The organism is Methylobacterium sp. 174MFSha1.1, from assembly GCF_900116815.1.
Lineage (GTDB): Bacteria > Pseudomonadota > Alphaproteobacteria > Rhizobiales > Beijerinckiaceae > Methylobacterium.
The window spans coordinates 51306-78210 of record NZ_FPCB01000007.1 but is presented as its reverse complement, the minus strand read 5'-3'; the positions used below and the strand labels follow the sequence as shown (position 1 = coordinate 78210).

28 protein-coding genes are annotated in these 26905 nt (G+C 70.7%); 13 read left to right on the top strand and 15 right to left on the bottom strand.

Annotation, left to right across the window (positions count from 1 at the left end; translation table 11 throughout):
* Nucleotides 1-67 precede the first annotated feature (67 nt).
* The 4 genes from BM430_RS05385 to fliL are packed head-to-tail and all read right to left on the bottom strand — an operon-like array spanning nt 68 to nt 3451.
* Entirely contained in the window at nt 68-1084 is a 1017-nt protein-coding gene (locus tag BM430_RS05385; RefSeq protein ID WP_348273072.1) for a MotE family protein, read from the bottom strand.
* On the bottom strand, nt 1081-1647 hold the full coding sequence (locus tag BM430_RS05380) for a DUF6468 domain-containing protein (protein WP_093566163.1): 567 nt from the start codon (nt 1645-1647) through the stop codon (nt 1081-1083). The genes BM430_RS05385 and BM430_RS05380 overlap by 4 nt, the downstream gene beginning before the upstream one ends.
* Nucleotides 1648-1699: 52 nt before the next feature.
* The gene (gene fliM, locus BM430_RS05375) at nt 1700-2908 is read right to left on the bottom strand and encodes a flagellar motor switch protein FliM (protein ID WP_093566161.1); all 1209 of its coding nucleotides are present in this window, start codon (nt 2906-2908) and stop codon (nt 1700-1702) included.
* 27 nt (nt 2909-2935) lie between these two features.
* Nucleotides 2936-3451 carry a flagellar basal body-associated protein FliL gene (gene fliL / locus BM430_RS05370; protein ID WP_093566157.1) on the bottom strand — a complete coding sequence of 172 codons (516 nt, stop codon included), beginning with the start codon at nt 3449-3451 and terminating at the stop codon, nt 2936-2938.
* A 277-nt stretch (nt 3452-3728) separates the two neighbouring features.
* On the opposite strand from fliL, the gene flgF reads away from it, so the two are divergent.
* From flgF to flgH, 4 genes are read left to right on the top strand one after another with little or no spacing between them, the layout of a single operon-like run.
* A complete protein-coding gene (gene flgF, locus BM430_RS05365; RefSeq protein ID WP_093566155.1) occupies nt 3729-4475 on the top strand; it encodes a flagellar basal-body rod protein FlgF in 747 nt (248 codons plus the stop codon).
* 15 nt (nt 4476-4490) lie between these two features.
* On the top strand, nt 4491-5282 hold the full coding sequence (gene flgG / locus BM430_RS05360) for a flagellar basal-body rod protein FlgG (protein ID WP_093566153.1): 792 nt from the start codon (nt 4491-4493) through the stop codon (nt 5280-5282).
* Nucleotides 5283-5290: 8 nt separating this feature from the next.
* Entirely contained in the window at nt 5291-6355 is a 1065-nt protein-coding gene (gene flgA, locus BM430_RS05355; protein ID WP_093566151.1) for a flagellar basal body P-ring formation chaperone FlgA, read from the top strand.
* Between the two features lie 11 nt (nt 6356-6366).
* Entirely contained in the window at nt 6367-7104 is a 738-nt protein-coding gene (flgH, locus tag BM430_RS05350; RefSeq protein ID WP_244539338.1) for a flagellar basal body L-ring protein FlgH, read from the top strand.
* Nucleotides 7105-7468: 364 nt separating this feature from the next.
* Here flgH and dksA read toward each other — a convergent pair whose 3' ends face one another.
* The 6 genes from dksA to BM430_RS05315 form a co-directional block, all read right to left on the bottom strand.
* A complete protein-coding gene (dksA, locus tag BM430_RS05340; RefSeq protein WP_048436190.1) occupies nt 7469-7888 on the bottom strand; it encodes an RNA polymerase-binding protein DksA in 420 nt (139 codons plus the stop codon).
* Between the two features lie 160 nt (nt 7889-8048).
* Entirely contained in the window at nt 8049-9080 is a 1032-nt protein-coding gene (locus BM430_RS05335) for a hypothetical protein (RefSeq protein WP_093566148.1), read from the bottom strand.
* Between the two features lie 13 nt (nt 9081-9093).
* Entirely contained in the window at nt 9094-10470 is a 1377-nt protein-coding gene (locus BM430_RS05330) for an MBOAT family O-acyltransferase (RefSeq protein WP_093566146.1), read from the bottom strand.
* An 87-nt stretch (nt 10471-10557) separates the two neighbouring features.
* A complete protein-coding gene (locus BM430_RS05325) occupies nt 10558-10974 on the bottom strand; it encodes a type II toxin-antitoxin system HicB family antitoxin (RefSeq protein WP_093566143.1) in 417 nt (138 codons plus the stop codon).
* A gap of 32 nt (nt 10975-11006) precedes the next feature.
* Nucleotides 11007-11216, bottom strand: coding sequence for a type II toxin-antitoxin system HicA family toxin (locus BM430_RS05320; RefSeq protein WP_093566141.1), 210 nt, complete (start codon nt 11214-11216; stop codon nt 11007-11009).
* A gap of 149 nt (nt 11217-11365) precedes the next feature.
* Complete coding sequence (locus BM430_RS05315) at nt 11366-11782, bottom strand: flagellar assembly protein FliX (protein WP_093566139.1); 417 nt, start codon at nt 11780-11782, stop codon at nt 11366-11368.
* Nucleotides 11783-12018: 236 nt separating this feature from the next.
* Here BM430_RS05315 and BM430_RS05310 point away from each other — a divergent pair, with 236 nt between their 5' ends.
* Genes BM430_RS05310 through BM430_RS05300 form a run of 3 tightly spaced genes read left to right on the top strand, consistent with a single transcriptional unit; the run spans nt 12019 to nt 14028 of the window.
* Nucleotides 12019-13137, top strand: a complete 1119-nt coding sequence (locus BM430_RS05310; protein WP_093566137.1) for a flagellar basal body P-ring protein FlgI — start codon at nt 12019-12021, stop codon at nt 13135-13137.
* 53 nt (nt 13138-13190) lie between these two features.
* Nucleotides 13191-13553 carry a rod-binding protein gene (locus BM430_RS05305; RefSeq protein WP_093566135.1) on the top strand — a complete coding sequence of 121 codons (363 nt, stop codon included), beginning with the start codon at nt 13191-13193 and terminating at the stop codon, nt 13551-13553.
* Entirely contained in the window at nt 13546-14028 is a 483-nt protein-coding gene (locus BM430_RS05300; protein ID WP_093566133.1) for a hypothetical protein, read from the top strand. Before BM430_RS05305 ends, BM430_RS05300 begins: the two co-directional genes overlap by 8 nt.
* Before the next feature lie 92 nt (nt 14029-14120).
* Here BM430_RS05300 and BM430_RS05295 read toward each other — a convergent pair whose 3' ends face one another.
* Entirely contained in the window at nt 14121-14471 is a 351-nt protein-coding gene (locus BM430_RS05295; RefSeq protein ID WP_244539337.1) for a porin, read from the bottom strand.
* 432 nt (nt 14472-14903) lie between these two features.
* Nucleotides 14904-16109: an iron-containing alcohol dehydrogenase gene (locus BM430_RS05290; protein ID WP_093566129.1), complete on the bottom strand. Its 1206-nt coding sequence runs from the start codon at nt 16107-16109 to the stop codon at nt 14904-14906.
* Nucleotides 16110-16437: 328 nt separating this feature from the next.
* On the opposite strand from BM430_RS05290, the gene BM430_RS05285 reads away from it, so the two are divergent.
* The 4 genes from BM430_RS05285 to BM430_RS05270 all read left to right on the top strand — a co-directional run bounded on the left by BM430_RS05285 (nt 16438) and on the right by BM430_RS05270 (nt 19907).
* Entirely contained in the window at nt 16438-17649 is a 1212-nt protein-coding gene (locus BM430_RS05285; protein WP_093566127.1) for an ABC transporter substrate-binding protein, read from the top strand.
* A gap of 14 nt (nt 17650-17663) precedes the next feature.
* On the top strand, nt 17664-18251 hold the full coding sequence (locus BM430_RS05280) for a glutathione S-transferase family protein (protein WP_093566125.1): 588 nt from the start codon (nt 17664-17666) through the stop codon (nt 18249-18251).
* Between the two features lie 112 nt (nt 18252-18363).
* Nucleotides 18364-19296 carry a LysR substrate-binding domain-containing protein gene (locus BM430_RS05275; RefSeq protein WP_093566123.1) on the top strand — a complete coding sequence of 311 codons (933 nt, stop codon included), beginning with the start codon at nt 18364-18366 and terminating at the stop codon, nt 19294-19296.
* 77 nt (nt 19297-19373) lie between these two features.
* Nucleotides 19374-19907, top strand: a complete 534-nt coding sequence (locus tag BM430_RS05270) for a coiled-coil domain-containing protein (protein ID WP_093566121.1) — start codon at nt 19374-19376, stop codon at nt 19905-19907.
* Between the two features lie 203 nt (nt 19908-20110).
* On the opposite strand, the gene BM430_RS05265 is transcribed toward BM430_RS05270, so the two are convergent.
* The 3 genes from BM430_RS05265 to BM430_RS05255 form a co-directional block, all read right to left on the bottom strand.
* Nucleotides 20111-21907, bottom strand: a complete 1797-nt coding sequence (locus BM430_RS05265) for a flagellin (RefSeq protein WP_093566119.1) — start codon at nt 21905-21907, stop codon at nt 20111-20113.
* A 14-nt stretch (nt 21908-21921) separates the two neighbouring features.
* Nucleotides 21922-23793: a flagellar hook-associated protein FlgK gene (flgK, locus tag BM430_RS05260; RefSeq protein WP_093566117.1), complete on the bottom strand. Its 1872-nt coding sequence runs from the start codon at nt 23791-23793 to the stop codon at nt 21922-21924.
* A gap of 365 nt (nt 23794-24158) precedes the next feature.
* Nucleotides 24159-25532, bottom strand: a complete 1374-nt coding sequence (locus BM430_RS05255) for a flagellar hook protein FlgE (protein ID WP_093566116.1) — start codon at nt 25530-25532, stop codon at nt 24159-24161.
* A gap of 236 nt (nt 25533-25768) precedes the next feature.
* On the opposite strand from BM430_RS05255, the gene BM430_RS05250 reads away from it, so the two are divergent.
* A complete protein-coding gene (locus BM430_RS05250) occupies nt 25769-26239 on the top strand; it encodes a BLUF domain-containing protein (RefSeq protein ID WP_093566115.1) in 471 nt (156 codons plus the stop codon).
* Between the two features lie 173 nt (nt 26240-26412).
* Nucleotides 26413-26865, top strand: coding sequence for a response regulator (locus tag BM430_RS05245; RefSeq protein ID WP_093566113.1), 453 nt, complete (start codon nt 26413-26415; stop codon nt 26863-26865).
* Nucleotides 26866-26905 lie beyond the last annotated feature (40 nt).

The following is a 26905-nucleotide window of genomic DNA, read 5'->3' as shown; positions in this document are numbered from 1 at the left end:
CAGGCCGGTACCATGCCGCCACAGGGCTAATGAGCGCTTAATCCCGGGGCCCGGGGCCCGGGGCGCTCTAGCGCGCGCCGTCGATCGCCGGCAGCTCGCCGGGCGGCAGGCCCGGGGCGATGGCGGCGGCCTTCGGCCCGCCGGCGCCGCGGGCGCGCTGGGCGAGGGCCACGGTCAGGCGCTCGGCCGCCTCGGGCTGCATCACCGCCAGCACCTCGGCCATCTTGCGCGGGTTCATGCCGACCACCACCGGCACCAGCACCTCGAGCTTCAGCCGGTCGAAGACTCGGGCGGCCTCCTTCGGCTTCATCGTCTCGTACATCGTCACCAGGGACTTGAGCCCTGCGGCTTCCGCCTCGGCGCGCTTGGCGGCCGCGTCGTCGCCCTTCTGCTCCAGGGTCTTGAGGTCGTTGATGCGGGTCTCGAGCTTGCGCTCGGCATTCTCGATCAGCTGCTCGCGGGTCTCGAGGTCGCGCGAGCGCTGCTGCAGGGCGTCGCGCCGGGCGCCGAGCTTCTCCAGGATCGCCCGCTCGGAGGACGAGGCCGGCTCGGGCGCCGGCCGGGGCGCCTCCGGCTGCGGGGATGCGGGCGCCGGCGCGGCCTCCTTCGGTGAGAGCGATCCGGTGATGGTCGGGTCGAGGGGCTCGTAGCCGGAGCGGGCATGGACCAGGAACTCGGCGAAGCGGGCGCCGGTGGACGGCCCGGCCTCGAGGAGGGCGAGGACCTTCAGGAGCAGCAGCCCCGCGGCCGCCACCGCCACGGCGTCGACGAGGCGCAGGCGGATCGTCGGCCCGCGCCAGACCGGGTTCGCCAGCAGGCGTTGCACCAGCACGGCGACGGAGGGGGGCGCCTGCGGGACCCGGGCGGGCAGCGTGCCGGCGGGCTTCGCGGCGGCCGGACCGGGGGAGCCGGCGCCCGCCTGCCTCGCCACCGCGGCGCTCGGTGCCGCAGCCGTCGCCGCCCTGGGATCCGCGGCGGCGGCCTTCGGTGCCGCAGCCCCGGGCGTGGTGCCGGCCGTGGCGGCGGGCGGGCTTGCCGTCGGAGGCAGCCCGGCGAAGCGGCGCAGGAGCAGCGCGAGGGTCATGCGGCCTGGGCCTGCAGGCGGCTCAGGGCCCGCTCGCTCAGGGCGCGGGCGGCGGCGGCGGCGGCGCCGAGGCGCTCGCCGGTGGAGACCGGCCGCGGCTCGGGCGCGGGCGGCGGGACGGGGGCCGCGGGCGCGGCGTAGGCCGGCGCGGCCTCGGCCTGCGGCGCGACGGGCGCCTGCGCGAAGGCCGCTTGCGCGAAGGCGGGCTGGGGCGCCGCCTCGCCGGGCATGGCCGCCCGGGACTGGGCGACGATGCGGCCGATGCGCGAGAGCACCTCGTCGCCGGCCTGGAGCTGGGCGGCGAGGTCGGCATTGGTGCGCTCGGCGAGCCGCAGACGCTCGGCGAGCGTGCGGTCGCACTCGGCCAGCGTGGTGCGCAGGCCGATGATCGCCCGCTCGGCGGATTCGGTCGCCACCATCAGGTCGCCGATGGTCTGGCGCATCGCGCTCTCGTCGCCCTTGAGGCGGGTGATGCGGCGGCCGAGGCTGACCGACGTGGCGATGCAGGCGACGAGGAGGACCGCCACCAGCAGGTCGGCCAGGATGCTGACGATCAGGCTCACGAAACGGCCTCGCTGCGGGAGAAGAAGGAGGTGACGGGACGCATGACGCGCGTCACCCGTCGTTGCGGTTCTGCATCGAGGCCTCGAAGGCCGCGAGGGTGGTGCGGGCGCGGCGCAAGGGACGGGTCACCTGCACGGCGATGCTGTCCTCGAGCCGGCCGATCCGGCCCTGCGTCATCCCCCAGTCGCCGCAGCGCAGGGTGATGAGGTCGGCGGGCTTGGCGTCGAACATGATGGTGTCGCCGACCTCCAGCGACAGCACGCGGCGCAGCGGCAGCGACATCTCGTGCAGCACCGCCTCGACCGCGACGTCGGCCTGGAAGATCTCGGTCGCGAGGTGGCTCTCCCAGATGTGGTCGCGGCCGAGCTTCTCGCCCATGAAGCTCTGGAGCAGCAGGTCGCGGATCGGCTCGATCGCCGCGTAGGGGAAGAGGATCTGGAGCAGGCCGCCGCGGCCTTCCATGTCGAGCTTGAGGTCGATCAGGATCGCGGCGTTGGCCGGCCGGGTGATGGTGGCGAAGCGTGGGTTGGTCTCGATCCGGTCGATGAGGAAGCGCACCGGCGAGAGCGGCTGGAACGACGCCTCGAGGTCGGTCAGGATGATCTCGACCATCCGCCGCACCAGCTGCATCTCGATCGGCGTGAACGGCCGCCCGTCGAGGCGGATGCTCGATCCGCCGCGCTTGCCGCCGAGCAGGAGGTCGAGGGTCGAGTAGGCGAGGTTCGACTCCACGGTCACGATGCCCGAATTCTCCCAGGCATCGGCCCGGAACACGCCGAGCAGGGTCGGCAGCGGGATCGCGTTCAGGTAGTCGCCGAAGCGCACCGAGGTGATGTTGTCGAGCGTGACCTCGACGTTGTCCTGGAAGAAGTTGCGCAGCGAGGTCGACAACAACCGGATCATCCGGTCGAAGACGATCTCGAGCATCGGCAGGCGTTCGTACGAGACGACGCCCGAATCGACGATGGCCCGGATGCCGCCCGCGCCCGAGGCCGAGAGCTCCCGCAGCGAGAAGCCGAGGACCTGGTCGATCTCCTCCTGGTTCAGGATGCGGTCGTTGCCGGCGAGCTCGGGCAGGTTCTCCGACTCGCCCTCGTCGATCATGTTGGCCCATTCGGCCGCCATGTCGCTCGATTGCGCGGTGGTCCCCTGCTCGGCCAGGGCCGCGCCCCACTCCTCCGCGAGCGAGGCGTCGCCGCCTCCGCCCTGCTCCATCAGGGCCGCGGCCCAGTCGTCGTCGTTGTCGTCAGGTCCGGCCACGGAAGCACCAAATCCCGCTCGAGGGTATTATTGGATGATGAAGTCCTTGAAGAGCACGGCGTCGACCTTGGCGGGGTAGACCGCCACGTTGACCCGGCGCAGCAGCTCCTCGCGCAGGCGGTAGGTGCCGCCGGCGGCCTCGAAGTCGCCGACCCGCAGGTCGCGCACGAAGACCTGGAAGGTGTCCTCCACCCGCGGCATCAGCGGCTGGATCTCGGAGGCCACCTTCGCGTCCCGCACCTCCAGCGCGATCTTCAGGCGCACGAAGCGCGGCTGGGTCTGCCCGGGCTCGGGCATCAGGTTCATGGTCATCTCGCGGATGTCCATGAACGCGACCGGCACCTTCTGCTCGGCGGCCGACTTCTCGGCATGGGCCGCGCGGCTGCGCATCACCATGAAGCCGCCGCCGCCCCCGGCCGCCAGCAGCACGGCCGCGGCGCCGATGAGGATCAGCTTCTTCCGGCTCTTGGGAGCGGCGACCGCCCCCTCCTCGCCTTCGCCCTCGGCCTCAGGAGCCGGGGCCTTCTTCGGCTTCTTGGCCATCGCCCGCCGTCCAACCCTTGAGAATCCGTCACCGGACCGTTGCCGGAGAGTGTGCGAAGACGGTTAACGCCGCGTTAAGGCGGCAATTTCTGCCCGGTCGATCCTGCCGGGTCGGCACGAACCGCCCGGCCCGGGCGCTGCCGGCGATTAACCAAGCATTTGCCATGACAGCAGAAATCCCGGCGCCCCGGCCTGGCACGGAGCCTGCGATCACTCTCCCGGGTCCGCCGCTGGGGAGCGGGGTGGCCCGTCACCACGCATCGTCGGGGAGTAGCCGGTGCAGAATGCTCAGTTGATCGGGCTCTCGTCCCAGATGGCCCTCGGGCGCGAGCTCGAGGTCATCGCCAACAACATGGCCAACGTCACCACGACGGGCTTCAAGGCGCGCTCGACGCGCTTCCAGGAATACCTGATGCCGAAGGCGAGCGCGGAGACCTTCCAGCGCCCCGACCGCAAGGTGTCCTACGTCATCGACGCGGCGACGCCCCTCGACCTGCAGCAGGGGCCGATCGAGCCGACCGGCAACCCGCTCAACGCGGCGATCCGCGGCGAGGCGTTCTTCGCGGTGCAGACGCCGCAGGGCGAGCGCTACACCCGCAACGGCGCCTTCGAGATGAACGCGCAGGGGCAGATCGTGACGAGCGACGGCTACGCCGTGCTCGGCGACGGCGGCCCGATCCAGATCGGCCAGCAGGAGACCGGGCTCGCGATCGGGCCGGACGGCACGGTCTCGACCAACCAGGGCACCCGCGGCAAGCTGCGTCTCGTCACCTTCGCGGATCCGCAAGCGCTGACGAATGCCGGCGCCAACCTCTATTCATCGAACACGCCGGCCCAACCGGCGGGACCCCAGGGGCGGATCGAGCCCGGCGCGCTCGAGCGCTCGAACGTCCGCCCGGTGCTGGCGATGACCCGGATGCTGGAGGTGAGCCGGGTCTACCAGCTCGTCTCCGACACCGTCTCGCGGCTCGATTCGATGCGCGGCCAGGCGATCCAGCGCCTCGCCGACGTCGGCAACGCGTAAACGGGAGCCTGAACGATGCGCGCGCTCTACGCCGCCGCCACCGGCATGGCGGCCCAGGAACTCAACGTCCAGGTCATCTCGAACAACATCGCGAACCTGCGCACCACCGGCTACAAGCGCCAGCAGGCGCATTTCCAGGATCTGCTCTACCAGAACCTGCGCCGGGCCGGCACCGCGACCTCGGACCAGAACAACCAGCTGCCGGCGGGCCTCGCCCTCGGCTCGGGCGTGAAGACCACCTCGACCGCCCGGGTGATGTCGCAGGGCACCCTCACCTCGACCGAGAAGACCTACGACATCGCGGTGCGCGGCGAGGGCTTCTTCCAGGTCACGATGCCGGACGGGCGCACCTCCTACACCCGCGACGGCTCGTTCGACCTCGACGCGCAGGGGCAGATCGTGACCCGCGAGGGTTACCTGATGAACCCGAACATCACGGTGCCGAACAACGCCACCGGCGTGACGATCAGCGCCTCGGGCATCGTGCAGGCGCAGATCCCGGGCCAGACCGCGCCGCAGAACCTCGGCCAGATCCAGATGGCCCGGTTCGTCAACAAGGTCGGCCTGGAATCGATCGGCGACAACCTGTTCGTCGAGACCCTGGCCTCCGGCCCGCCGATCACCGGCAATCCCGGCACCGACGGGTTCGGCAACCTGCAGCAGAGCTACCTCGAAGAGGCCAACGTCAACGCGGTCTCGGAGATTTCCTCCCTGATCGCCGCGCAGCGCGCCTACGAGATGAACTCGAAGGTCGTGACCGCCGCCGACCAGATGCTCTCCACCACCTCGCAGATGTTCCGCGGATGAGCGCCCCGATGATCGATCTCGCTCCCGCCGTCCGCGCTCCGGTCGCCCGCGAGGGCCGCCGCGCCCTGCTCGGGGCCGGCATCCTGTCGCGCACCGCGCTCACGCTGCTCGCGCTCGGCTTCCTCACCCTGCCGGTGCTGGCGGAAGGCGCCCGCCTCGCGCTCAAGGGCGACATCACCGCCGAGCGCGACGTGATCACGCTGGGCGACCTCGTCGCCGGGGCGCCTCCCGCGCTCGCCCAGAAGGCGCTGTTCCGGGCGCCGGCGCTCGGCACCTCCGGGACGATCCAGGTCCGGCGCATCGTCGAGGCGACGGCCGGGCTCGGGCTCGACGCGCCGGAGAGCGGCGGCCGGCTTCAGATCTCGGTCCAGCGCGCGGCCCGCCGCATCGCCGCCCCGGAGATCGAGGGCGCCGTGAAGGCGGCGCTCGCCAAGGTCCGCGGCCTCGATGCCGGCTTCGTCACGGTCGCCTTCGAGGGCGAGCCGCCTCTGCTCACCGTGCCGCCGGACCTGATCGCGGCGGTGACCGCGCAGGAAGTCACCTACGATCCGCGCAGCCGCCGGGTCTCCGCCCTGGTGGTGGTGGGCGAGCGCCAGGCCTCGCTGCGGGTCTCGGGCCAGGTGGTCGAGATGGCCGACGTCGCGGTGCTCACCCGGGCGGTCAACCGGGGCGAGACGCTGTCGGCCCCCGACATCGCGGTCGAGCGCCGCCCGCGCGAGGGCCTGCCGGCCGACAGCGCGGCGGATGCCGCCGCCTTCATCGGCCAGGTGGCGCAGAAGTCGCTCGGCGCCGGCACCGCGCTCCGCGCCGGCGAGCTGAACCGGCCCGACCTCGTCGCCCGCGGCGAGGCGGTCACCATCGTGTACGAGACCCCCGGCGTGGCCCTGGCCTTGCGCGGCCAGGCCCGCGAGGGCGGTCCCCTCGGGGCGGTGATCGGGGTGATCAACCCGGTCTCCAAGAAGGTGATCCAGGCCACCGTGATCGGCCCCGGCCGCGTCACCGTGGCGCCGATCATGCCCGTGGCGGCGGCGGCCCCGGCCGCCCCGGCCCGGCTCGCCTCGGCCCGGCCATGAGGAGGTTGACGATGACCGTGACCCGCCTCGCCCTCCTCTGCCTGGCAGGGGGCCTGCTCGCCGGCTGCAACACCGCCGACCGGCTCACGAATATCGGCGCGACGCCGGTGCTCTCGGCGATCGACGATCCGACTGCGCAACCGGGCTACCGCCCGGTGCGGCTGCCGATGCCGGACGTGCAGCCGGTCTCCTACGCCTCGAACTCGCTCTGGCGCACCGGTTCGCGCGCCTTCTTCAAGGACCAGCGCGCCGCCAAGGTCGGCGACCTCGTCACGGTGAAGATCAACGTCACCGACAAGGCGAACCTGAACAACGAGACCAAGCGCTCGCGCTCGAACAGCGAATCGTTCGGGATGCCGAACGCCTTCGGCCTGGAGACCAAGACCAAGCTTCTGGCCGGCGTCGACCCGGCGAAGATGCTGACGACCGACTCCACCACCTCGAACGACGGCGCCGGCTCGGTGCAGCGGGCCGAGACGGTGACCACCAACGTGGCGGCGATCGTCACGCAGGTGCTGCCGAACGGCAACCTGGTGCTGGAAGGCCGCCAGGAGATCCGCATCAACTTCGAGGTGCGCGAACTGATCGTCGGCGGCGTGGTGCGGCCGGAGGACATCGAGTCCGACAACACCATTGATTCGAGCAAGATCGCCCAGGCCCGCATCGCCTATGGCGGCCGCGGCCAGATCACCGACGTGCAGCAGCCGCGCTACGGCCAGCAATTCCTGGACATCGTGCTGCCGTTCTGACGAGCGGTCGCCAGAGATCCCGCACCGGTCGGCCCGCTCCCCCCTTGAGCCGCCCGGACGCGGCGCGGCCCCGGCACTCCCCGCCGGGGCCGCTCTCGTTTCTCAGTGCAAAACGGATGAATCGCGCGGGCGCCGCGCATGAACCCTCCCCCTCTGCGGGGGAGGGTGGTCCCTGCGTCAGCAGGGGCCGGGAGAGGGGAACCACGCTTCCGGAGAGGTCGCGCCTTTCGTGAAGGGCGCCACCTGGATCAGCGTCGCGCTGCCCCTCTCCCGCCCCACTCCGTGGGGCACCCTCCCCCGCAGAGGGGGGGAGGGTTCATGCGCGGCGCCCTGATTGGACCGATCGAGACGAAATCTTGTCGTCTCAATCGTCCCGGTACACCCGCTCCCGGCGCTCGTGGCGCTCCTGGGCCTCCAGCGACAGGGTCGCGATCGGCCGCGCCTCCAGGCGCTTGAGCGAGATCGGCTCGCCGGTCTCCTCGCAATAGCCGTAGGAGCCGTCCTCGATCCGGGCGAGCGCGGAGTCGATCTTGGCGATCAGCTTGCGCTGCCGGTCCCGCGCCCTGAGCTCGATCGCCCGGTCGGTCTCCGACGAGGCGCGGTCGGTCAGGTCGGGGTGATTCTCGTTCTCGCTCTGCAGCGCCACCAGGGTGTCCTGGGCCTCGCGCAGAATGTCTTGTTTCCAACCCTGGAGCTTGCGCCGGAAATACTCCCGCTGACGCTCGTTCATGAAGGGCTCGGCGTCATTGGGGGCATAACCCTCCTCGATCACGATCTTCGCCATCGCGCCCCTCGGAAAACCGCTGTTGTCCTGACCGCAGCCGGCATCATGGCCGCGGCCCACTTGGCGCAGCCCTATAATTGAGGCTGCACGACATCACAATGTCCCTGCACCGGCACGCAAGGACCGGACCAGGGGACGCCGGCGCCCTGCTGCAAACGTGTCACGGTCGTGGAGCATCTGTACCGGTCGCCCCCGCCTCCCGCAGGGCGGCGGCGATGTCGGCCTCGATGCGGCGGGCGAGCGGCTGGCGGTAGTGGCTGGCATCGAAGAACAGGGAGGAATCGTGCGATTCGGGCCGGTCGCCGGACCAGTCGACGACGCGGCCCCGCGGGGCGACCGCGCCGGCGAGCGCGGCGCGGCAGGCGGCCTCCGCCGCGGCCCGGGGCGTGCCGGACCGGGCCTTCGTCGCCGCGAAGACCGGCGGGAAGACCAGCACGAGCGCCGTGTCCGGGCTCAAGCGCCCCGCCAGGGCGCGTAAGGAGGCCGCCGCCGGGAAGTCGGGCCCGCCCTCCCCCGGATCGGGATCGGCCGGGGCCTGCTTCGCGCGCGAGGCGACCCGCGCCGGCATGTCGGGATCGCCGAGGGCGAGGTAATCCGGCTCGTAATCCCAGTAGCCGTCCGGCGCGGCCCGGCGCGGCGCGGTCCGCAGGGCCCAGCCGATGCGGTTGACGACCTCGCCGACGACGCGCACCCGCAGGAGGCCGCGCAGGTAGCTCGCCCAGTCCTCGGCGAGGAGCCAGGCCGGGAAGGGCCGCTGCATCGGCAGCGCGGAATCGCCGGTGCACCAGAACGAATCGGCCCCGATCACCAGGGCCCGCGCCCGCGGATGGTGGCGCAGGAAGTAATTAGCGATGAGCAGTTGCTCGCCCGGGCCGGTGCCCGGCACCGCGAGCTGGACGAACGGGAGGCCGGTCGCTTCGCGCAGGTTCGCCGGCTTGATCAGCTGGATGTGCGAGTTGCCGACGATCGCCGCCGCGTAGGCGGGGTCGCGCCCGCGGCTCGCCGTGGCGGTGCGCGGCCCCTGCGGGCGCACGCCGTCGCGGTCGAGGAGCCGGGGCCGGCCGGTGTCGTAGGGATCGACCGCGAGCGCCAGCGCGAGATACCCGAGGAGGAGAAGCACGGCTGCGGCGACGAGGCGGACGGAAAAGCCGCGCCACGCGGCCTCGGCCGAGGCGGGAGGGTCAGCGCGCATCGGATCGGCCCCCTCAGAACTGGAAGTAGATGAACTCGTAATTGGCGTCGTCGCCGATGCGCAGCAGCACCGCGACGAGGAGCACCGCGAAGGCGAGGGCCAGGGCCGGCCGCGGCGGCAGCCGGTGGACCGCCGCCCAGGCGGTCGGCCCGACGAGGGCCACCAGGGCGGCGGGCACGAAGGCGCGCCACTTGAAGCCGTGGCCGACCGGCGCGAGGCCGAACAGCCCCTTGAACACCGCGACCGCCGCCTCGAAGCTGGTGGCGCGAAACAGCACCCAGGTCAGCGCCACGAAGGCGAAGGTGAGGGCCCAGCCGAGCAGCGCCGGCATCGGCAGCCCGGCCCGGCGCCACAGGGTGCCGGCCCCCAGCCCGGCGCCGTGCGCCGCCCCCCAGGCGACGAAGGTCAGGCCGGCGCCGTGCCACAGGCCGCCGAGCGTCATGGTGGCGAAGAGCGCGGCGATCTGGACGCCAAACCCCCGGCGGTTGCCGCCGAACGGGATGTAGAGGTAGTCGCGCAGGAAGCGCGACAGGGTCATGTGCCAGCGCCGCCAGAATTCCCGCAGGGAGGTGGCGCGGTAGGGCACGTCGAAGTTCTGCGGCAGCACGATCCCGAACAGCAGCGCGAGACCCAGCGCCATGTCGGTGTAGCCGGAGAAATCGAAGTAGATCTGGAACGTGAAGGCGAGCGTGCCCTGCCAGGCCTCCGCCACGCTCACCCCCTGGCCGGCGGCGGCGGCCTCGAAGACCGGGTTGGCGTAGGCCGCGAGGGGGTCGCCGAGGAAGACCTTCTTGGCGAGGCCGATGCAGAGCAGCATCAGCCCGCGCCCGATCCGCTCGGCGGCGTCGGGGCGGGCATAGGGCTTCTCGTCGAACTGGTGGAGGATCTCGCTCCAGCGCACCAGCGGCCCGGCGAGCACCTGGGGGAAGAACGCGATGTAGAGGGCGTAGCGCGTCAGGTCCATCTGCGGCGCCCGGCCGGCACGCAGGTCGGTCAGGTACATCACGTGGTGGAAGGTGAAGAACGAGATGCCGAGCGGCAGCGCAAGACTCGGCCGGGGCAGGTCGTGGAGGCCCGGCAAGTACGCCGCGAGGCCGGCCAGGAACCCCGCATACTTGAACAGGGCCAGCACCGCGAGGTTCGCCGCGATGGCGAGCGGGATCAGCAGGGCGGCGCGACGTCTCGCAAACCAGCGCGCGACGAGCCAGTTCAGCCCGATCGACGCCATCAGCAGCGGCACGAAACGCGGGTCCCACCAGCCGTAGAACACGAGCGACAGGAGGACCAGCAGCGGCAGCCGCCAGCCCGGCCGGTGCAGGGCCACGACGGCGTGGAGGATGAGCGCGACCGGCAGGAAGCCGAGCAGGAACGGAAAGGAGTTGAACAGCATCGCGGCCGGGGGTGACGCGGGGATCCGGCGACAGCAAGGCCGCCCGCCTTCGAACGGGCGCCGTTGTGGGAGATCGGCGTTGAGGCGTCAACGGCCGGGGGCCGCCCCTTCCGCCAGGCGCGCCTTGGCGGCAGCCACCAGGAAGCCGGACCGCGTCTCGCCTCGCAGAGCGGCGGCTTGGTCGATCCGGCGCAGGATGCTCTCCTCGACCGAGATGTTGACCCGAACGGCCTTGCCGGGAAGCTCGACGTCGAGCAGCCCGATCATCGCGCCGGCGGAATCCTCGCGGAACGCCGGATCGGCCTGCATCTCCCGCAAGCTGCGCAGGGGCGGCAGCGCATCCCCGTCCTCGATCATACCGGCGACGTGGAACGCCAGCATCTCCGCCGCCTTGACGTAGAGCGTATCGAGATCCGGAGCGACGGTTGTGGCGCCCGGAAAATCCGGGAATGAGGCGCCATAGACCCCATTCTCTTCGTGGATCAGCATGACGAGGCGAGTCATTCGCTCTCTCCTATCGCTGGCCTGTCGCCCGTTCACCACTCCCAGCCAGCTTGACGATAGATGCTGCGAAGCGTGCCACTCGGGATCTCCGGTTCTCCTGTATCGACCGTCACCTTGCCGGGCTTCATCGGGTGCCGGAACTGCAGGTGGTCACCCGGCCCCTTTCGGACGAGCTGCCAGCCATCAACGCGCAAGGCTCCGAGCACGTCCCGCGCCTTGTTGCTGCGCGACCGGCGTGACATCGCTCGACCTCTCCAGAACGGGAACGGAGCGCAGCCTCGCCGAGATCGTTCTTGTGTAATTATACACAATCTTATTCGATGACAATATGCCCTTGGCATCCCGCGCCGCCCGGGCGGGGACGGTCTGTGTCCCGCCGCCAGTCGGCTCGTCACCCCCCCGCCATCCCGAGCTTCGCCAGTTCGACCTGCGCTCGCAGCTCGATCTGGCCGATCAGGTCGTCGAGGCGGGGGTCGCCGGTGGTGCCGTTGCGCTCGGCGAGGCGGCCGGCGATGGCCTGTAATTCGCTCGCGGCGACGCGGCCGCCGAGCAGGGCGGCCTTGAGGCGGTCGAGGGAATCAAGGAGGTCGTGGCCGCGCTTCGTCGCCCGGCGGCGACGGTCGGCGGCGATCTCGTCCTGGCCCTGGAGGGTCAGGATGGCGCTGAGGTTGGCGAGCGGCATCGCGCTGCCGGCGCTGGTCGGTCCCCGCGCGCCCTCCGTCGCGAGGGTGAACACGCCGCCTGCCGGCAGGGTGCGCGAGCCGGCCCCCGACAGGGGGGTGGCCGCGAGGCGGGTGTCGACGCGCATGGGATCGGGTCCGGGTCACGAAGGTTCGCTTCTGTCCCGCAAACCTCGCCCCGGTATGGTGAATGCGCCGTAAACGAGGCGGCAGATCTTGCCGCGAGGCGAAAACGACCGGGGCCGGAACCGCCCGCCGGCGGCCTCTCCGAGAAACGGATCGGTAACCTTACCAGAGACTTACGGGTGGTCCGGGGGCTGGCACGGTCCTGGCAATCCTCTCTCCTGAGTTTCGGGACCCCGTCATGTGCCTTCGCCTCCTCGTCCTCGCCTGTCTTTCCTGCCTTCTGCCCGTCCTCCTGACGGCCGGCCCCGCCCTCGCCCTGTCGCGGGTGAAGGACCTCGCCAGCGTCGAGGGCATGCGGAGCAACCAGCTCATCGGCTACGGCATCGTGGTCGGGCTCAACGGCACCGGCGACACGCTCAACAACGCGCCCTTCACCAAGCAATCGGTGCAGGCGATGCTGGAGCGGCTCGGCGTCAACACGCGGGGCGCCACCATGCGCACCGCCAACCTCGCCGCCGTGATGGTGACGGCGAACCTCCCCCCCTTCGCCGCGCAGGGGACCCGCATCGACGTCACGGTGTCGTCGCTCGGCGACGCCAAGTCGCTCCAGGGCGGCACGCTGCTGGTCACGCCGCTTCTCGCCGCCGACGGCGAGGCCTACGCGGTGGCGCAAGGGTCGCTCGCCATCGCGGGCTTCCAGGCCGAGGGCGACGCGGCCAAGATCACCCGCGGCGTGCCGACCAACGGGCGCATCGCCAACGGGGCGGTGATCGAGCGCGAGATTGCCTTCAAGCTCAACGAGCAGAAGTGCCTGCGCCTCTCGCTGCGCAACCCCGACTTCACCACCTCGAAGCGCATCGCCGCGGCGATCAACGACTTCATGGGCGCCGACACCGCCGAGCCGACCGACCCCTCCACCGTCACCCTGCAGGTGCCGGCGCGCTACCAGGGCAACATGATCCGGCTGCTCACCGAGGTCGAGCAGCTGAAGGTCGAGCCCGACCAGACCGCCCGGGTGGTGATCGACGAGCGCTCCGGCATCATCGTGATGGGCCGCGACGTGCGGGTCTCCACCGTGGCGGTCGCCCAGGGCAACCTCACCGTCACCATCACCGAGCAGCCGCAGGTGAGCCAGCCGGCGCCGTTCTCCAACGGCGAGACCGTGGTGGTGCCGCGCACCGCCCTCAAGGTCGATGCCGGCGAGAAGAACAAGCTCGCCCTGGTCAAGGAGGGCGTGACCCTGCGCGAGCTGGTCGATGGGCTCAACGCCCTGGGCATCGGCCCGCGCGACCTGATCTCGATCCTCCAGGCGATCAAGACCGCCGGCGCGCTGCAAGCCGACATCGAAGTGATGTGACGCCGGCCTCCCCTCCCTGCCCTTCTTCTGTCGAACCCGAGGACTGAACGCCGATGCTTCCCCTCGCTCCCCTCGCGGCCTCCGCCGGAATGGCGGTCGGCCAGGCCCTCGCCGGGGCCGCCGCCTCCGGCCTGTCGGCGCTCACCGGCAACACGGCGTCGCCCACCGGCGACAAGACCAAGATTCAGAAGACCGCCAAGGATTTCGAGGCGATGTTCCTGGAGCAGAGCCTCGACGTGCTCAACCGCTCGCAGGGCACCGACGGTCCGCTCGGCGAGAACGGCACCGGCGGCGGCGTCTACCGCTCGATGCTCAACAAGGAATACGCCCAGTCGATCGTGAAGAGCGGCGGCATCGGCATCGGCGACCAGGTGATGCGCGAGATGCTGCGGCTCCAGGGGGGCGCCAATGGCTGAGGCCGCCCGCCCCGCCCCGGTCGCGGATGCCGCGGCCGCCGAGCGCCTCGTCGCCGAGACGCTGAGCACCATGCGCGAACTCGAGACCCTGCTCGGTCGCGAGAGCGACCACATCCGGGTCGGGCGCCTCGCCGAGGGCCTGGCCGAGGCCCCGCAGAAGACGGCGCTCGCCGGCGCCTACCTCCAGGGCCTGCAGGCGGTGAAGGCGAATGCCGTGGCGCTCGCCCGCTTCGCGCCCGACGGCGTCGCGGCGCTCCGCGAGGCGCATGGCCGCTTCTCGGAGACGGTCGCGGCCAACCAGGCGGTGCTGGCGACCGCCCGGGCGATCTCGGAAGGCTTGCTGCGCAACCTCTCGACGGAGCTGACCCGCAACGCCGAGCCCAAGGGCTATGGGTCCGGCTACGGCAGCCGCCCGGCCCCTTCCCCCTACGGCCACCGCCGCAGCGCGCCGCTGGTGCTGTCGCGCAGCCTGTAGGCTAAGCATCATTCGCCGAAGTGGTCACCGGTTCGGCGGCAAAAATGATGCAAAATCGAGAAACTAAGCGGAGTTGCGCCAGGCAACTCTGCTTAGTGGCTGGTGCCGAGGCGGATATAGGCCCGGGCCGGGCCGTACTCGGTCTGCGTCCTCGTATCGATCGCGACCCGGCCCGAGGCGCTGACCACGCCGCGGGCCGCCCCGTCCAGGCCTGCGCCGGGGCGGGCGGGGACCGGCGTGCCGACCTCGGCCCGCACCCGGCCGCTGATCCGCATGCACGGACCACCGGGGACGACCCGGGTGAAGCCGGGCCCCTCGTGCGGGCAGGCCTCGGGCGCCTTGGCGATGGGGAGGTCGCGCACGTCGAGCGCGTGGGCCGGCAGGGCCGCGGAGGACGCCGCGAACAGGGCGGCGACCGCCAAAATCATCGATGTCGTGCGCAAGGCCTAACCTCCCGTTCGGGGTGGAGAGAAGCATGGCGGGGGATGGTGCGCCAGGGCGTGGGGGACACGCTTGGGGCGGGAACTCATCAGCCTGCCTGGTGCGCGAATATCGTCCGACGCAACACAAACGGGTGCCTGTACTGCTGAGCGGTCACTTCGTCTAAGCTGCCCCTTTCCCGGACGACTGAAACGAAGTGGAAGGAGATCCGGGATCCAGCGCAAGAACTCGCGAAGCGTCCGTGTGTCTGCAACGGTGCAGCATTCAGAGCCGCTTCGCGGCACGTCCTGTGATGGATCCCGGATCTCCTTCCGCTGTCGCTTCAGTCGTCCAGGAAAGGGGGAGCTTGAACCATCTCGTCCGCCGCCAGGATACAGCTCTGTCGGACCCGGGCTGACGCGGAGGGTTTCAGATCCGCAGCGCGAGCCGAGCCCTCACCCCACGCACCGCTCAAAAATCTCCTCCGCCTGCCTCACCGTCATCTTGCGCGCCGCCGGGCTCGCGATGATCGTGCGGTCGTTGGCGCTCGCCGGGTTGAAATCCTTGGCGGCAATGCCAGCATAGAGGCCCGGCACGGCGCGCAAAGCCATCTCGCGGACCCGGTCGCGGGGCAATTGCTCAGGGGTGAAGCGCTCCGGGAAGCCGATATCGGCGTAGAGCGCCCGCACCGCGTCGGCGCAAGATGCGATCATCTCCTGGCGCGACAGGCCCGTGGTCTCTACCTCCAAGGCCTCGGCGAGGGGGCGTACCTTGGCCGGCAGCACCGCGAGGTTGAACGCGATGACGTGCGGCAGCAGCACCCCGACGCCGTAGGGATGGGGCAGGTCGAGATGGCCCTCCAGCGGCAGCGACAGGGCGTGGCCGTGGCCGAGCCGGGCATTGCCGCAGGCGATGTTGGCCATGCAGGAGGCAACGAGGTTGTCCTCGCGGGCGCGGTCGTCGTCGGAATTGATCGAGGCGCGCAAGGAGGCGGCCTGGAGCCGCACGGCGGCGAGCGCCACCGCGTCGGTGAGCGGCGAGGCGATGCCGCTCAAATAGGCCTCGACGCCGTGGGTCAGCGCGTCGACCGCCGGCAAGGCCGCGACGTGCATCGGCAGCGAGCGCAGGGTCACGGGATCGAGGATCGCCGCGTCGGGAAAACTCAAGGGGCCGCCGCCGAGGAGCTTGAGGTGGCGCACCTCGTCCTTGACAATGGTCCATTGCGACACTTCCGAGCCGGAGCCGGCGGTGGTCGGCACCATGATCATCGGCAGCGCCTTGCGGTCGAACCGGCCGACGCCGGTGCACTCCGCCATGGGTTTATGGTTCGTCGCCACGATGGCGATGCCCTTGCCGGTGCACATCACCGAGCCGCCGCCGATGCACACCACCCCGTCGATGCCCTCGCGACGCACCCGCTCGCCCTGGTCATCGATGTGCGAGCAGCGCGCATCGATCCCGCACTCGTCGAAGCGCGCGACCTTCAGGCCGGCGCCCTCCAGGGCCGCCAGCGCGTCGGCGTGGAACGCTTGCGCCGAGATGACCGGATCGGACACGACCAGCACCCGCGTCATCCCGAGGTCGCGGGCGAGCGTGCCGATGGTGGCGAGCGCGCCGGACCCTGAGACGATCCGGGTCGGCATGTAGAAGCTGGTGATCATGCGGGCGTCTCCTCGGGGTGCGGGGCGCTTCGATGCGAACCCTCGCGGTCGTGCCGGCGGTGTCGCCCGCGGGCGGGCGTGCCGTCCAATACAAAGATCGGGCGCCAGCCATAGCCGGCGACGATGACGGCGCGCCGCACCCGCCGAGTCCTCACCGCCAAGGTCCGCAAGGTCACGCCCTGCCATACCGGGAAACGATGGCGGAGCGATGCGCAAACTATTGGACGGCAACTGCGCCGGGGCGCGATAAACCGGTCATCATCAAGCATCGCTCCGACACCCCTCGCCGGGCGCCAGAAGACCGATGCGATTGCCGAGGAAACGCCCCATGCTCCGCACGCCCCTGACGCGACGCCTCGCCGTCGCCGGCCTGTTCGCCACGGCCCTGACCGCACCCGCCATCGCCGCCGAGACGCCGCTCCGCATCGGCGTGATCGAGGACCTGTCGGGGATGTATTCCGGCAATGGCGGGCCGAACATGGTGCTCGCCGCCACGATGGCGGCGGAGGATTTCGGCGGCAAGGTGCTGGGTCGGCCGATCGAGGTGATCGGCGTCGACCACCAGAACAAGCCCGATATCGGCTCCGGCCTCGCCCGCCAGCTCGTCGACCAGCGCGGCGTCACCGCCTTCGTGCTCGGCGGCGCGAGCTCCGTGGGCCTCGGCGTGCAGGCCTACGCCCGGGAGCGCAAGATCACCACGATGGTGACCGGCGGCTACGCCTCGCAATTCTCCGGCCCCGGCTGCTCGCCCTACGGCACGCAGTGGGTGCCCTCGACCGGCGAGCTCGCCAACGCGGTGGCGGGCGCCGTGGTGCAGAGCGGCGGCAAGAAGTGGTACTTCATCACCGCCGACTACGTCTTCGGCCACGGCCTCGCGGCGGATGCCGGCAAGGCGGTGAAGGCCGCGGGCGGCACGGTGGTCGGCGACATCCGCCATCCGCTGGGCGCCACCGACCTCTCCTCGCAGCTAATCCAGGCGCAGTCCTCCGGCGCCGACGTGATCGGGCTCGCCAATGCCGGGCCGGACCTCGTCAACACCATCAAGCAGGCGCGGGAATTCGGCATCACCTCGAAGGTGGTGGCGATGCTGGTCTTCACCAACAACACCGTGGCGCTCGGCCTCGACGTGGCGCAGGGCATCCGCATGGCGGTGAATTTTTACTGGGATGCCAACGAGGCGAGCCGCGCCTGGGCCAAGCGCCTGATGGCCCGCAACGGCAACGTGGTGCCGACCATGGGCCACGCCGCCGCCTACTCCTCAGTGAGGCACTATCTCAGAGCCGTCGAGAAGGCCGGCACCGACGAGGCGGGCGCCGTCAACAAGGCGATGAAGGAGCTGCCGATCGACGACGGCTTCTACGGCAACCCGCGCATCCAAGCCAACGGCCGGGTGGTGATGGACATGATGCTCGTCGAGGTGAAGAGCCCGAAAGACTCGAAGAGCAAGGCCGATCTCTACCGCGTCATCGAAACGATCCCCGGGGACAAGCTGTTCACCCCCGCCGACAAGAGCGGCTGCCCCCTGACCACCGCCGGCTGACCGGATCCGCGATCATGAAGCTCTACGCCAACCCGACCTCGCCCTTCGTGCGCATCGTCCGCATGGCACTGATCGAGAAGGGCCTGAACGAGGCCGTCGACACCACCTTCGTCGATGCCTGGGCCGACGACCCGGCCTTCCTGGACGCCAACCCGGCCGGCCGCGTGCCGACGCTGGTCACCGACGACGGCGCGCGGCTGACGGAAGCGCTGCTGATCCTCAGCCATCTCGACGCGACCGGCACGAAGCCGGCCGTGCTGGCCGGCGGACCCGCCGCGCTCTCGGCCGCCGGGGTGGCGATCGGGGTGTTCGACGCCGCGGTGGCGGTGATCATCGGGCGCAAGTCGGCGCCGGACTTCGACACCGGCCTCGTCGGCAGGAAGCGCTACCGCACCATGCAGGAGGGGCTGCGGCGCCTCGATGCAGCGTTCGACGGCAGCCAGGGCTTCGACCTGCCGGCGATCGCCGCGATCACGGCTTTGGACTACCTGGTGTTCCGCTTCCCCGACCACGACTGGCGCGGCCTCTGCCCCACGGTCGCGGCCTTCCGCGACGCGCACGGCGACCGTCCCTCGGTGCGGGACACCGTGCCGCGCGGATAAGCCGTTCCCGACGCGCGCCATGCGGTCCCCCCGGATCTCCTCTATCGTAGGGCTGACGGACATGACTCCGTCGGCACCGGCGGGAACCGGGGATCAGGGGGAAACCGGCGCGATGGAGCTTCGCCATCTTCGCTACTTCGTCGCGGTGGCCGACGATCTCAGCATCACCCGGGCGGCGGAGCGGCTGAACATCGCGCAGCCGGCGCTCAGCCACCAGATCAAGAGCCTCGAGACCGAGATCGGCACTGTTCTGCTCCAGCGCCTGTCGCGCGGGGTGGCGCTGACCGAGCCCGGCCGCGCCTTCGCGGACGATGCCCGCGCGGTGCTCGCCGCGGTCGACGCGGCCACGATCCGGGCCCGGCGCATCGCCACCGGCGATGTCGGCCAGATCCGCATCGGCTTCACCTCCTCGGCCTCGTTCCACCCCCTGGTGACCGGGGCGATCCGCGACTACCGCAGCGCCTATCCGGACGTGCAGGTCGAGCTTCTGGAGGAGACGACCGCGAGCCTGCTCGCCGCCTTCCGGGCCGGCCGGGTCGACGTCGCCTTCATGCGCCCGGACGAGGGCGAGGTCGACGATTTCTGGGCCCGCCACCTCTTCGACGAGCCGATGGTGGTGGCCCTGCCGGCGACGCATCGGCTGGCCGCCGGGACCGGCGGGGTGGAGCTCTCCGCTCTCGCGAACGAGGGCTTCATCGTCTATCCGCGCCGCAACGGCCGGGCGCTCTACGACGGCATCATGGCGGCCTGCGCGGCGGTCGGGTTCTCGCCCCGCATCGCCCAGAACGCGCCCCAGCTCGCCTCGGTGGTCAACCTCGTGGCGACCGGCATCGCGCTCGCCATCGTGCCGCGCTCGATGGCGCGTCTCGCGACCGAGGGCGTGCGCTACCGCGAGATCCGCGGCCCGGCCCCAGTCGCGCCAATGACCCTGGTGCGCCAGCCGGCGCCGGAGATGCCGCATCCGCGGATCTTCACGGAGTTGGTGCTGGCGCGGGTGAAGGGTGGGCATGCTGAGGGATCCGCGTCGTCGCCGGAGGCCGTCTGACCGTCTGACCGTCTGCTCCAACGCTTCCCCTTTCCCCGGCTGCCCCCTATCCTCTGCGGAAGGAGCTGCCGTCGCCGATGTTCGCCTTCGACACACTGAAGCTCGCTCGCGACCTGCGCGAGAATGCCGCCTTCTCGTCGGAGCAGGCAGAGGGGTTGGCCGCGGCGATCTCCTCGGCCGTCCAGGACAACGTCCCGGCGAAATCCGAGACGGCGGCCGAGTTCGCTGCCGTTCGGTCGGAGATCGCAGTGCTCCGGACGGATATGAAGATGGAATTCGCCGCACTCCGGGCGGAAGCCTCGGCGTTTCAGAAGGATGTCAAGAACGAGTTCGCGGCCATCCGGGCCGAGTCCTCAGCCCACCAGAAGGATGTCAGGAACGAGTTCGCGGCCATTCGGGCCGAGTCCTCAGCTCACCAGAAGGATGTCGGGAACGAGTTCGCGGCCATCCGGGCCGAGTCTTCTGCCAACCAGAAGGATGTCAGGAACGAGTTCGCGGCCATCCGGTCGGAGATGAAGCTTCTTGAGCAGCGCATGACGATCAAGCTCGGTGCGATGCTCGCGGCCTTCGCCGGCATCCTCATCGCGGCCATGCGATTCATGGTTCACTGACGGTCTGTTCGACTCGCCCGACGATCCTGCTACCCTCGGTGTCATCCCGGGGCCGCGCAGCGGAACCGGGGATCCATAACCACTAACGGTGCAGGATGAAGTGGAACGCTGCCCGTCCTTTCAGGCTGCGTCAGCGGTTATGGATCTCGGTTCCCAACTGCATCGAGCCCCGGGATGACCGGGATAGTCTTCCCCACGAAACCCTACAGATAACTCGTCAGCGTCAACTTCGACAGCATCGACGTCGCCTGATAGCTCGCCTGCAGCTGCGTCTGCAAACTCAAGAGCTTGGTCGCCGCCTCCTCCGTCGAGACCGATTCGACGCCGTCCACGGTCTTCTGCAGCACGGCCTTGGTGGCCTTGTTCTGGGTCGTCTGGGTGTCGATCTGGGCCGAGGCGAGGCTCAGCTCCGAGGCGATGCCCTGGACGGAGGGCTGGCCGTCGGCGGGCTTGAGCAGGGTCTGCACCCGGCCCGAATAGGCGTCGAAGCGGGCGTTGTCGGTGTCGGTCTCGTCGAACGGCGTGGTGGCCAGGACCGCGAGGCCGCTCAGCGTGCCGCGGAAGGCCGATTCGTTGGCCTGGACGCCGATCGCCACCGACCGGTCGCCGGAGACCGGCACGGTCGCGGTCCGGCGCGGATCGGCGGAGGTGTCGTCGCCCTTGTACCAGATCAGGGTGCGGCCGCTCGGATCGGCGACGTAGCCGGTCGCGTTGCCGGATGCGTCCGTCGCCACGCGACGCGGGCTCAAGCCCGGCGAGGACGAGCCGGCGAAGAAGTCGCTCGCCGCCCGCGTGGCGGAGCTCGCCGCGAGGTCGGTCCCGGCGCTGGCGTCGAGCGCGGTGGCGAGCGCCGCCTTGAGGTTGGTGGCGGTGTCGTCCGCGCTCGCGCCGATCGCGAAAGAGCCGGTGGCCTTGCCGTCGGCGGACGCCGTCAGGCTGATCGTCTGGCTGGTGCCGTCGCGCAAGCCCACGGTGATCTGCACGCTGTCGCCGGCCTGGAGCCCCGCCCCGACCGTCACGGTCGCGGAGGCCGGAATGCCGCCGGACAGGGCCGCGCTCGCGCCCGGCGGGTTCGCGCTCTGCACGCCGGTGACGGTCTTGCCCCCCAGAGCCGCGGTGAGGTTCTGCGCGCTCGCCGCCGCGTCGGCCCCGATCGTGAAGGTGCCGTCGCCGCCGCTGCCCGCCGCCCGGGCGGTGAGATCGACGAAGCCTTGGCTGCCGTCCGTATTCTGGACGCTCACCCGCACGATGTCGCCGTCCTTGGGCTGGCTGGCGAAGGACAGCGTGGCAGCGGCCGGCGCTCCGGCCTGGAATGCGACTGCGAGGCCGGCCGGGTTCGAGCTGACGGCTCGGGCGATCGTGAAGCCGAAATTCGCCCGCACGCCGGGAGACTGGCTCTCCGACAGGCTCATGCTCGCGCCCGTGCCTGAGAGGTCGAGCCGCCCGGTCTTCGGCGTGCCGGCGCCGAGGTCGGCGGCCTGGCGCTCGGCGATCACCGTGCGCACGCCGTCGAGGCCCGACGCCGGATCGCCGTCGAGGATGCGGGAGGCTGTCTCCACCGGCGCCCGGTCGGTGACCCGGCCGCCCAGGATGTACTGGCCGCCGGTGCTCTGGTTGAGGGCGTCGAGGGCGCCGCCGAGGTTGCCCGCCGCGTCCTGCTGCAGGGTCGAGCGGGCGGTGGTGCCGGCGCCGGTGCGGGCGCTGACGAGGCTGTTCCAGGCCGAGGAACCGAGGGTCGCGATCTGCTGCACGCTGGCCGAGGCCAGGGCCACCCGGGTCGCGCCGGTGCCGGCCGCCACGATGTAGCCGTCGAGCGCGCTGATCTGGGCGTGGGCCGACAGGCTCTGGGTGCGCCCGGTGCCGAGGCCGCCATAGGTCTCGGCGGTGCGGCCGCTGCCGATCTGGTTCGACAGCGTGCCGAGCGTCGTCTTCATCGCGACGAGGCGCTGGGTGTTGAGGTCGGCGGCGGCGGTGCCGGCCGCGAAGGGGGCGATCGTCATCGCGGTCGGTCTTTCTAGATCCGGAGCAGGGTGTCGAGCATGTCGCGGGCGGCGGTCAGCACCCGGGCATTGGCGCTGTAGGCGGTCTGGAGCTGGATGAGCCGGGACATCTCCTCGTCCACGCTGACGCCGGATTCCTTGCCGAACCGGCTCTGGGCCGAGGACAGGGCGATCTGCTGGCCCTCGTCGAGCTGCTGCGCCTCGGCGCTGGCCGCGCCGCGGGCGTCGACGACCGACTGGGCGAAGCCCACGACCGTGGCGACGCGCGGGGCGCTGACGCCGCCGATGCCGCTTCCCGCCGAGAAGGTCCGGGTGCCGCTCGTCAGCGCGTCGACGAGGGCCTGCGGCCGAGCAGTATCGCCCGAGGCGGTGGTGCCGGAGTAATCCACCAGGGTGGAGGAATCGGCGGCGACCGCCGGGTTGACCGCGAGGCGCTGGGCGAAGCCCGTGAGGTGCGAGCCGCCCTCGAACGAGCCGGTGAACACGCCGTTGCCGACCCCGGCATCGACGAACAGCGCGAACTGGCTGCTGCCGGTCTTCGTGTCGGACGCGCTCGTCGGCACCGTCACCGAGGCGCCGGCACCGGTGAGCGCGAGGCTCGCCGGATCCGACAGGATCCGCACCGCGCCGGCGGCACCCCCGGGCGTGGCCGAGACGGTGAAGCCGGTGCCGAGCACCGCGCCGATCTTGTCGGCGAAGGTCGAGGACCCGCCCGAGATGTCGACCGGCACCACCAGCGCCGTCGGGTCGTCGGTGAGCGCAGGGTCGATGGGATCGGGCGCCGCGCCGTTCGTCGGCATCAGGATCAGGTTGCGGCCGACGCCCGCGGCGTTGCGCACGCCGAGCGTCACGGCGTTGCCGGCCTGGAGCCCGGTGAGATCGATGTCGAAGCCGGTGAGCCCGTTGTCGGACACGGCGGTTCCGGTCGCCGTGCGGTCGCTTAGCCCCCGCGACAGGCCGGAGGCGAGGTCGTCGAGCTGGCGCTGCGCCTGGACCAGGGTGTCGTCGCGCAGCGAGACCGCGGCGGCGATCGAGCCGGAGCGGATCGCCCCGGTGGCGACGAGGTCGATCGTGGCACCCGCCGGCGTCGTCGCCGTCACGGTGCCGACGCCGCGGGTGCTGGCATCGGCCGAGTACTGTGCCTCGGCGCTCAACGTCCCGCGGCCGTCGAAGGACAGGCTCGCCGCGGCCGTGTGGTCGACGAGCGTCGCGCCCGAGGCGGTGAGCAGGGTGACCGAGCCGTCGCGCTGGTCGCTGACCTGCACGTCGAGATACTGCGACAGCGTGTTGATCGCCTGGTCGCGCTGGTCGAGGAGGTCGGCGGTGCCGGGGTCGCTCGTCGAGGCGCCGGCGATCTTGCCGTTGAGGCCGGCGACCTTGGACAGGAGCGCGCTCGCCGCGGCGACGTCGCCGCCGAGCTGCGATTCGAGGCCGGTGCGCAGGTCCTGCACGCCCTGCGCGATCCCGGAGATCGTGGTGGCGAGGGTCCTGGCGCCGCTCACGGCGGTCGCCCGCGAGGCGGCGGAGGTCGGGTCGCTCGTCAGCGCCTGGAGCGACTGCGTGAAGCTGTTCATCACCCCGTCGAGGGCGGAGCTGCTGCCCGGGGTGCCGTAGAGCGCGTCCAGCTGGCCCTGCACCTTGGCCGACAGCCCGGTATAGGACGCCCCCGCGGTCTCGAGCCGCAATTGCTTGAGCGAGACCGCGTCGAGGGTGCGGCTGATCGTGCCGGTGGCGACGCCGGAATTGCCGAGCGTCGAGACGGGGGTGAGGACGCGCTTGACGTAGCCGGCGGTGCCGGAATTGGCGACGTTCTGCGACACGAGGCCGATCGCCGCCTGCGTCACCTGCAGTCCGGCGGTCGAGGTGTTGAGGGCGTTGAGCGACATCGGTCGATATCCCGGGTGGGGAGGTGAGAGCCGGGTCGCGCCGCCGCACCCCGTTTTGGGGCTGGCTCGCGCGGGCCGGCATCTCGCGGGCGGGCCGGAACCGGCCGGGCCGCCTTTTGCGGCCGAACGGGTCCGGGGCGGCGGAGCACGAGGGCCCGCCGCGAGGCGGATCCGCATCGGCACGCCGATGCGCTTCCGCCCGGATTGCTGTCGTGCCGCAGCCTTTTGCCGCGAACCCGACGATCTCACTTCGCGAAACCTACCTTTTGTAGTATTCACCGAAGTTGCTAACGGTCCGTTGCAATCGAAGCAGCGAAACCGATAAACTTGAGCATGGCCCGAAGGCCGCGCGATGGGATACTGCCCTAGCGGATGACGTTGATCAGGTCGGACATCATCTGCTGGGCGGTCGACATCACCCGGGTGTTGGCCGAGTAGGCCTGCTGGGTGACGATGAGCTTGGAGAACTCGCCGGCCGTGTCGGTGTTCGACTGCTCGACGTTGCCGCCGATGATCGTGGTGCCGGACAGCCCGGTCAGCGGCTCGCCGGATTCCGCCGTCTGGGCGTAGTTGCCGCCCGAGACCGCCTTGAGGGCGTTGGGCGCGTTGAACCGCGCCACCCCGACCTGCGCCAGCGCCACGTTGCTGCCGTTGGAATAGGTGCCGGTGAGCTTGCCGTCGCTCGTCACCGCGAGCGAGTTGAGGGTGCCGGCGGCGTACCCGTTCTGCTGCAGGGTGTTGGTGGTGACCTGGCCGGTCGACGAGCCGTACTGGGTCAGGCCGCCGGCGCCGAAGTTCAGCGCCACCGCCCCGAGATTGGTCCCGTTCACCGTCACGTCGGGGATGCTGAGGCTGGTGCCGGTCGGCGCGGTGAGCTGGCCGCTGCCGTTGAAGGTGAAGGCGGTGCCGACGTTCTGCCAGGTTCCGGCATTGGTGCCGGTGGCGGTCTGGTTGGCGTAGTACAGGTTCCAGGTGTCGCCGGTGCCGGCCGTCGCGTCGGCATTCGCGACCTTGGCCCAGCGCATCTGCACGCTCACCGGGGTGCCGGTGCCCGAATAGGCCGTGAGCTCGCCGCCCGCGACGCTGGAATTGACGAAGCCGGCCGAGTCGGACGCCGCGATCGTCGGGGGCGTCGTCGCGGTGCCCGAGAGCACCCGGGGATCGCCGCCGGGCAGCGTGGCGAGGAGCGAGGAGCCCGAGGTGGTGGTCGGATTGCTCGGCAGGTTCGCCGCGTAGGCGATGCTCGTCGTCGGCTTGGCCGCCAGGGTCGCGTCGGAGACCTTGATCGGCCCGGTGCCGGTCGATTGCCCGGTCGCCGGGTCGAGGCTCTGGCCGGTGAGATAGGCGCCGGCGCCGTTGACGAGGTAGCCGTCGCGGTCGACCGAGAAGTCGCCGCGGCGGGTGTAGAGGTTGGTGCCCGAGAAGGTCGGCGTGCCGCCGCCGTTGCTCCCGGCGGTCTGCACCGTGAAGAAGCCGTCGCCGCTGAGCGCCATGTTGGTGGAGACGCCGGTGGCCGCCACGCCGCCCTGCAGGCTGTTGGTCAGCTGCGAGAAGGCGGCGACGCCGCCGGCGGCCTGCTGCCTGGCCGGCTGCTCGGTCAGCATGTCGACGAAGTCGGTGTCGATCCGCTTGTAGCCGACGGTCTGCGAGTTCGCGATGTTGCCCGAGATGTTCTCGAGGCTGAAGGCCTGGGCCTTGAGGCCCGAGACCGAGGTCTGCAGCGCGCTGAAAACGTCCATCTTCCCCAGCTCTCCGAAAATCCCGTCAGGATCACTCGGAGGGAGGGTCCGCAAGCCGTGTGCCAAGGCTCAAGTCCTTGATTTTGCTGGAAGCTATGGCCCCCGCGCGGCAAAACCCGCCGGGTGCGTCCGGTCACCTGCGGCAAAATCTGCCGTGGGATGCGAGGGGTCGTGTTTACGCGCTGTTGAAGCTCTTGCCCTTAGCTGCCCTTCTGGACCGCGATGGGACCAGGGACATGCGCACGAGCAAGCGAAGCAGCCTCATTCACCTGATCTACTTCTCGCGCGCCCAGCTCTCCGCCGAGCCGCGCGAGCGCGCGCGCCAGGTCAACGACATCGCCCGGCACGCGCAGAAGAAGAACGAGTTCTCGGTCATCACCAGCATCCTGATCGTCGATCAGGGCTACTTCATCCAGATCCTCGAAGGGGAGCGGATGTCGGTGCAGGAGACGTTCCAGCGGATCGGCGGCGATATCCGCCACCGCGACGTGCACATCGTCGAGTGGCGCGAGATCGCCAAGCGCGAGTTCGTGACCTCGTTCGCCTACGTGCTGCGCACGCCGGCCAACGACGCCCTGTTCCAGAAGGCCAACCTGGCGCCGATGCTCCAGCGCGGTACCCCGAAGGCGAGCACGATCCACGCCCTCGCCCAGGCCCTCCAGGCCGACACCATGGCCAAGCAGGGGATCGACCATCTGTTCGTCTGAGCGGCCCGCATCGGCAGCCCCGCAGGGGACGCCTCACGCGCCGTCCGCTCAGCTTCTCGTTTCGTCGCAGGCTGTCGCGAAGCCGGCTACCGATTTTCGCGAGGCGCCTGTTCGGGGGCCGCCGGGAACCCCCGGTGATCCGTCATGAAACCTCATTCCGCTGGCTGGTTCCGATGAGCGAAGCACCTCCGATCCTGATCGTCGACGACCAGGTCAAACTCGTCCGCCTGGTGACCGAGCTGATGAGCCGCCTCGGCTTCCCTGATGTCGACGGCGTGGTCGACGGGACGCAGGCGCTCGAGCAGTTGCGCGTCAAGCGCTACGGGCTGGTGATCTCCGACCTCGAAATGGAGCCGATGGACGGGATCCAGCTCCTGCGCGAGATCCGGGCCGACGACCAGCTGATGAACATGCCGTTCATTCTTACCGAGACGTCGTTCAGCTTCGAGGACATCAACGTCGCCCACCTCGCCGGGGCCGACGCCTTCATCCTCAAGCCGTTCGACCTGTCGCTCCTGAAGACGAAGCTGAAGCAGGTGCTCAACGGCCGGCCGCGCAAGCGCGAGACGCCGGTGGGCCCGATCTCGAGCCTCAACGTCGACTTCCCGCTGCTCGGCAAGCTCTAGGCAACCGGCGCCGCCCCGTCACGGGGCGGGACCGGGCGGG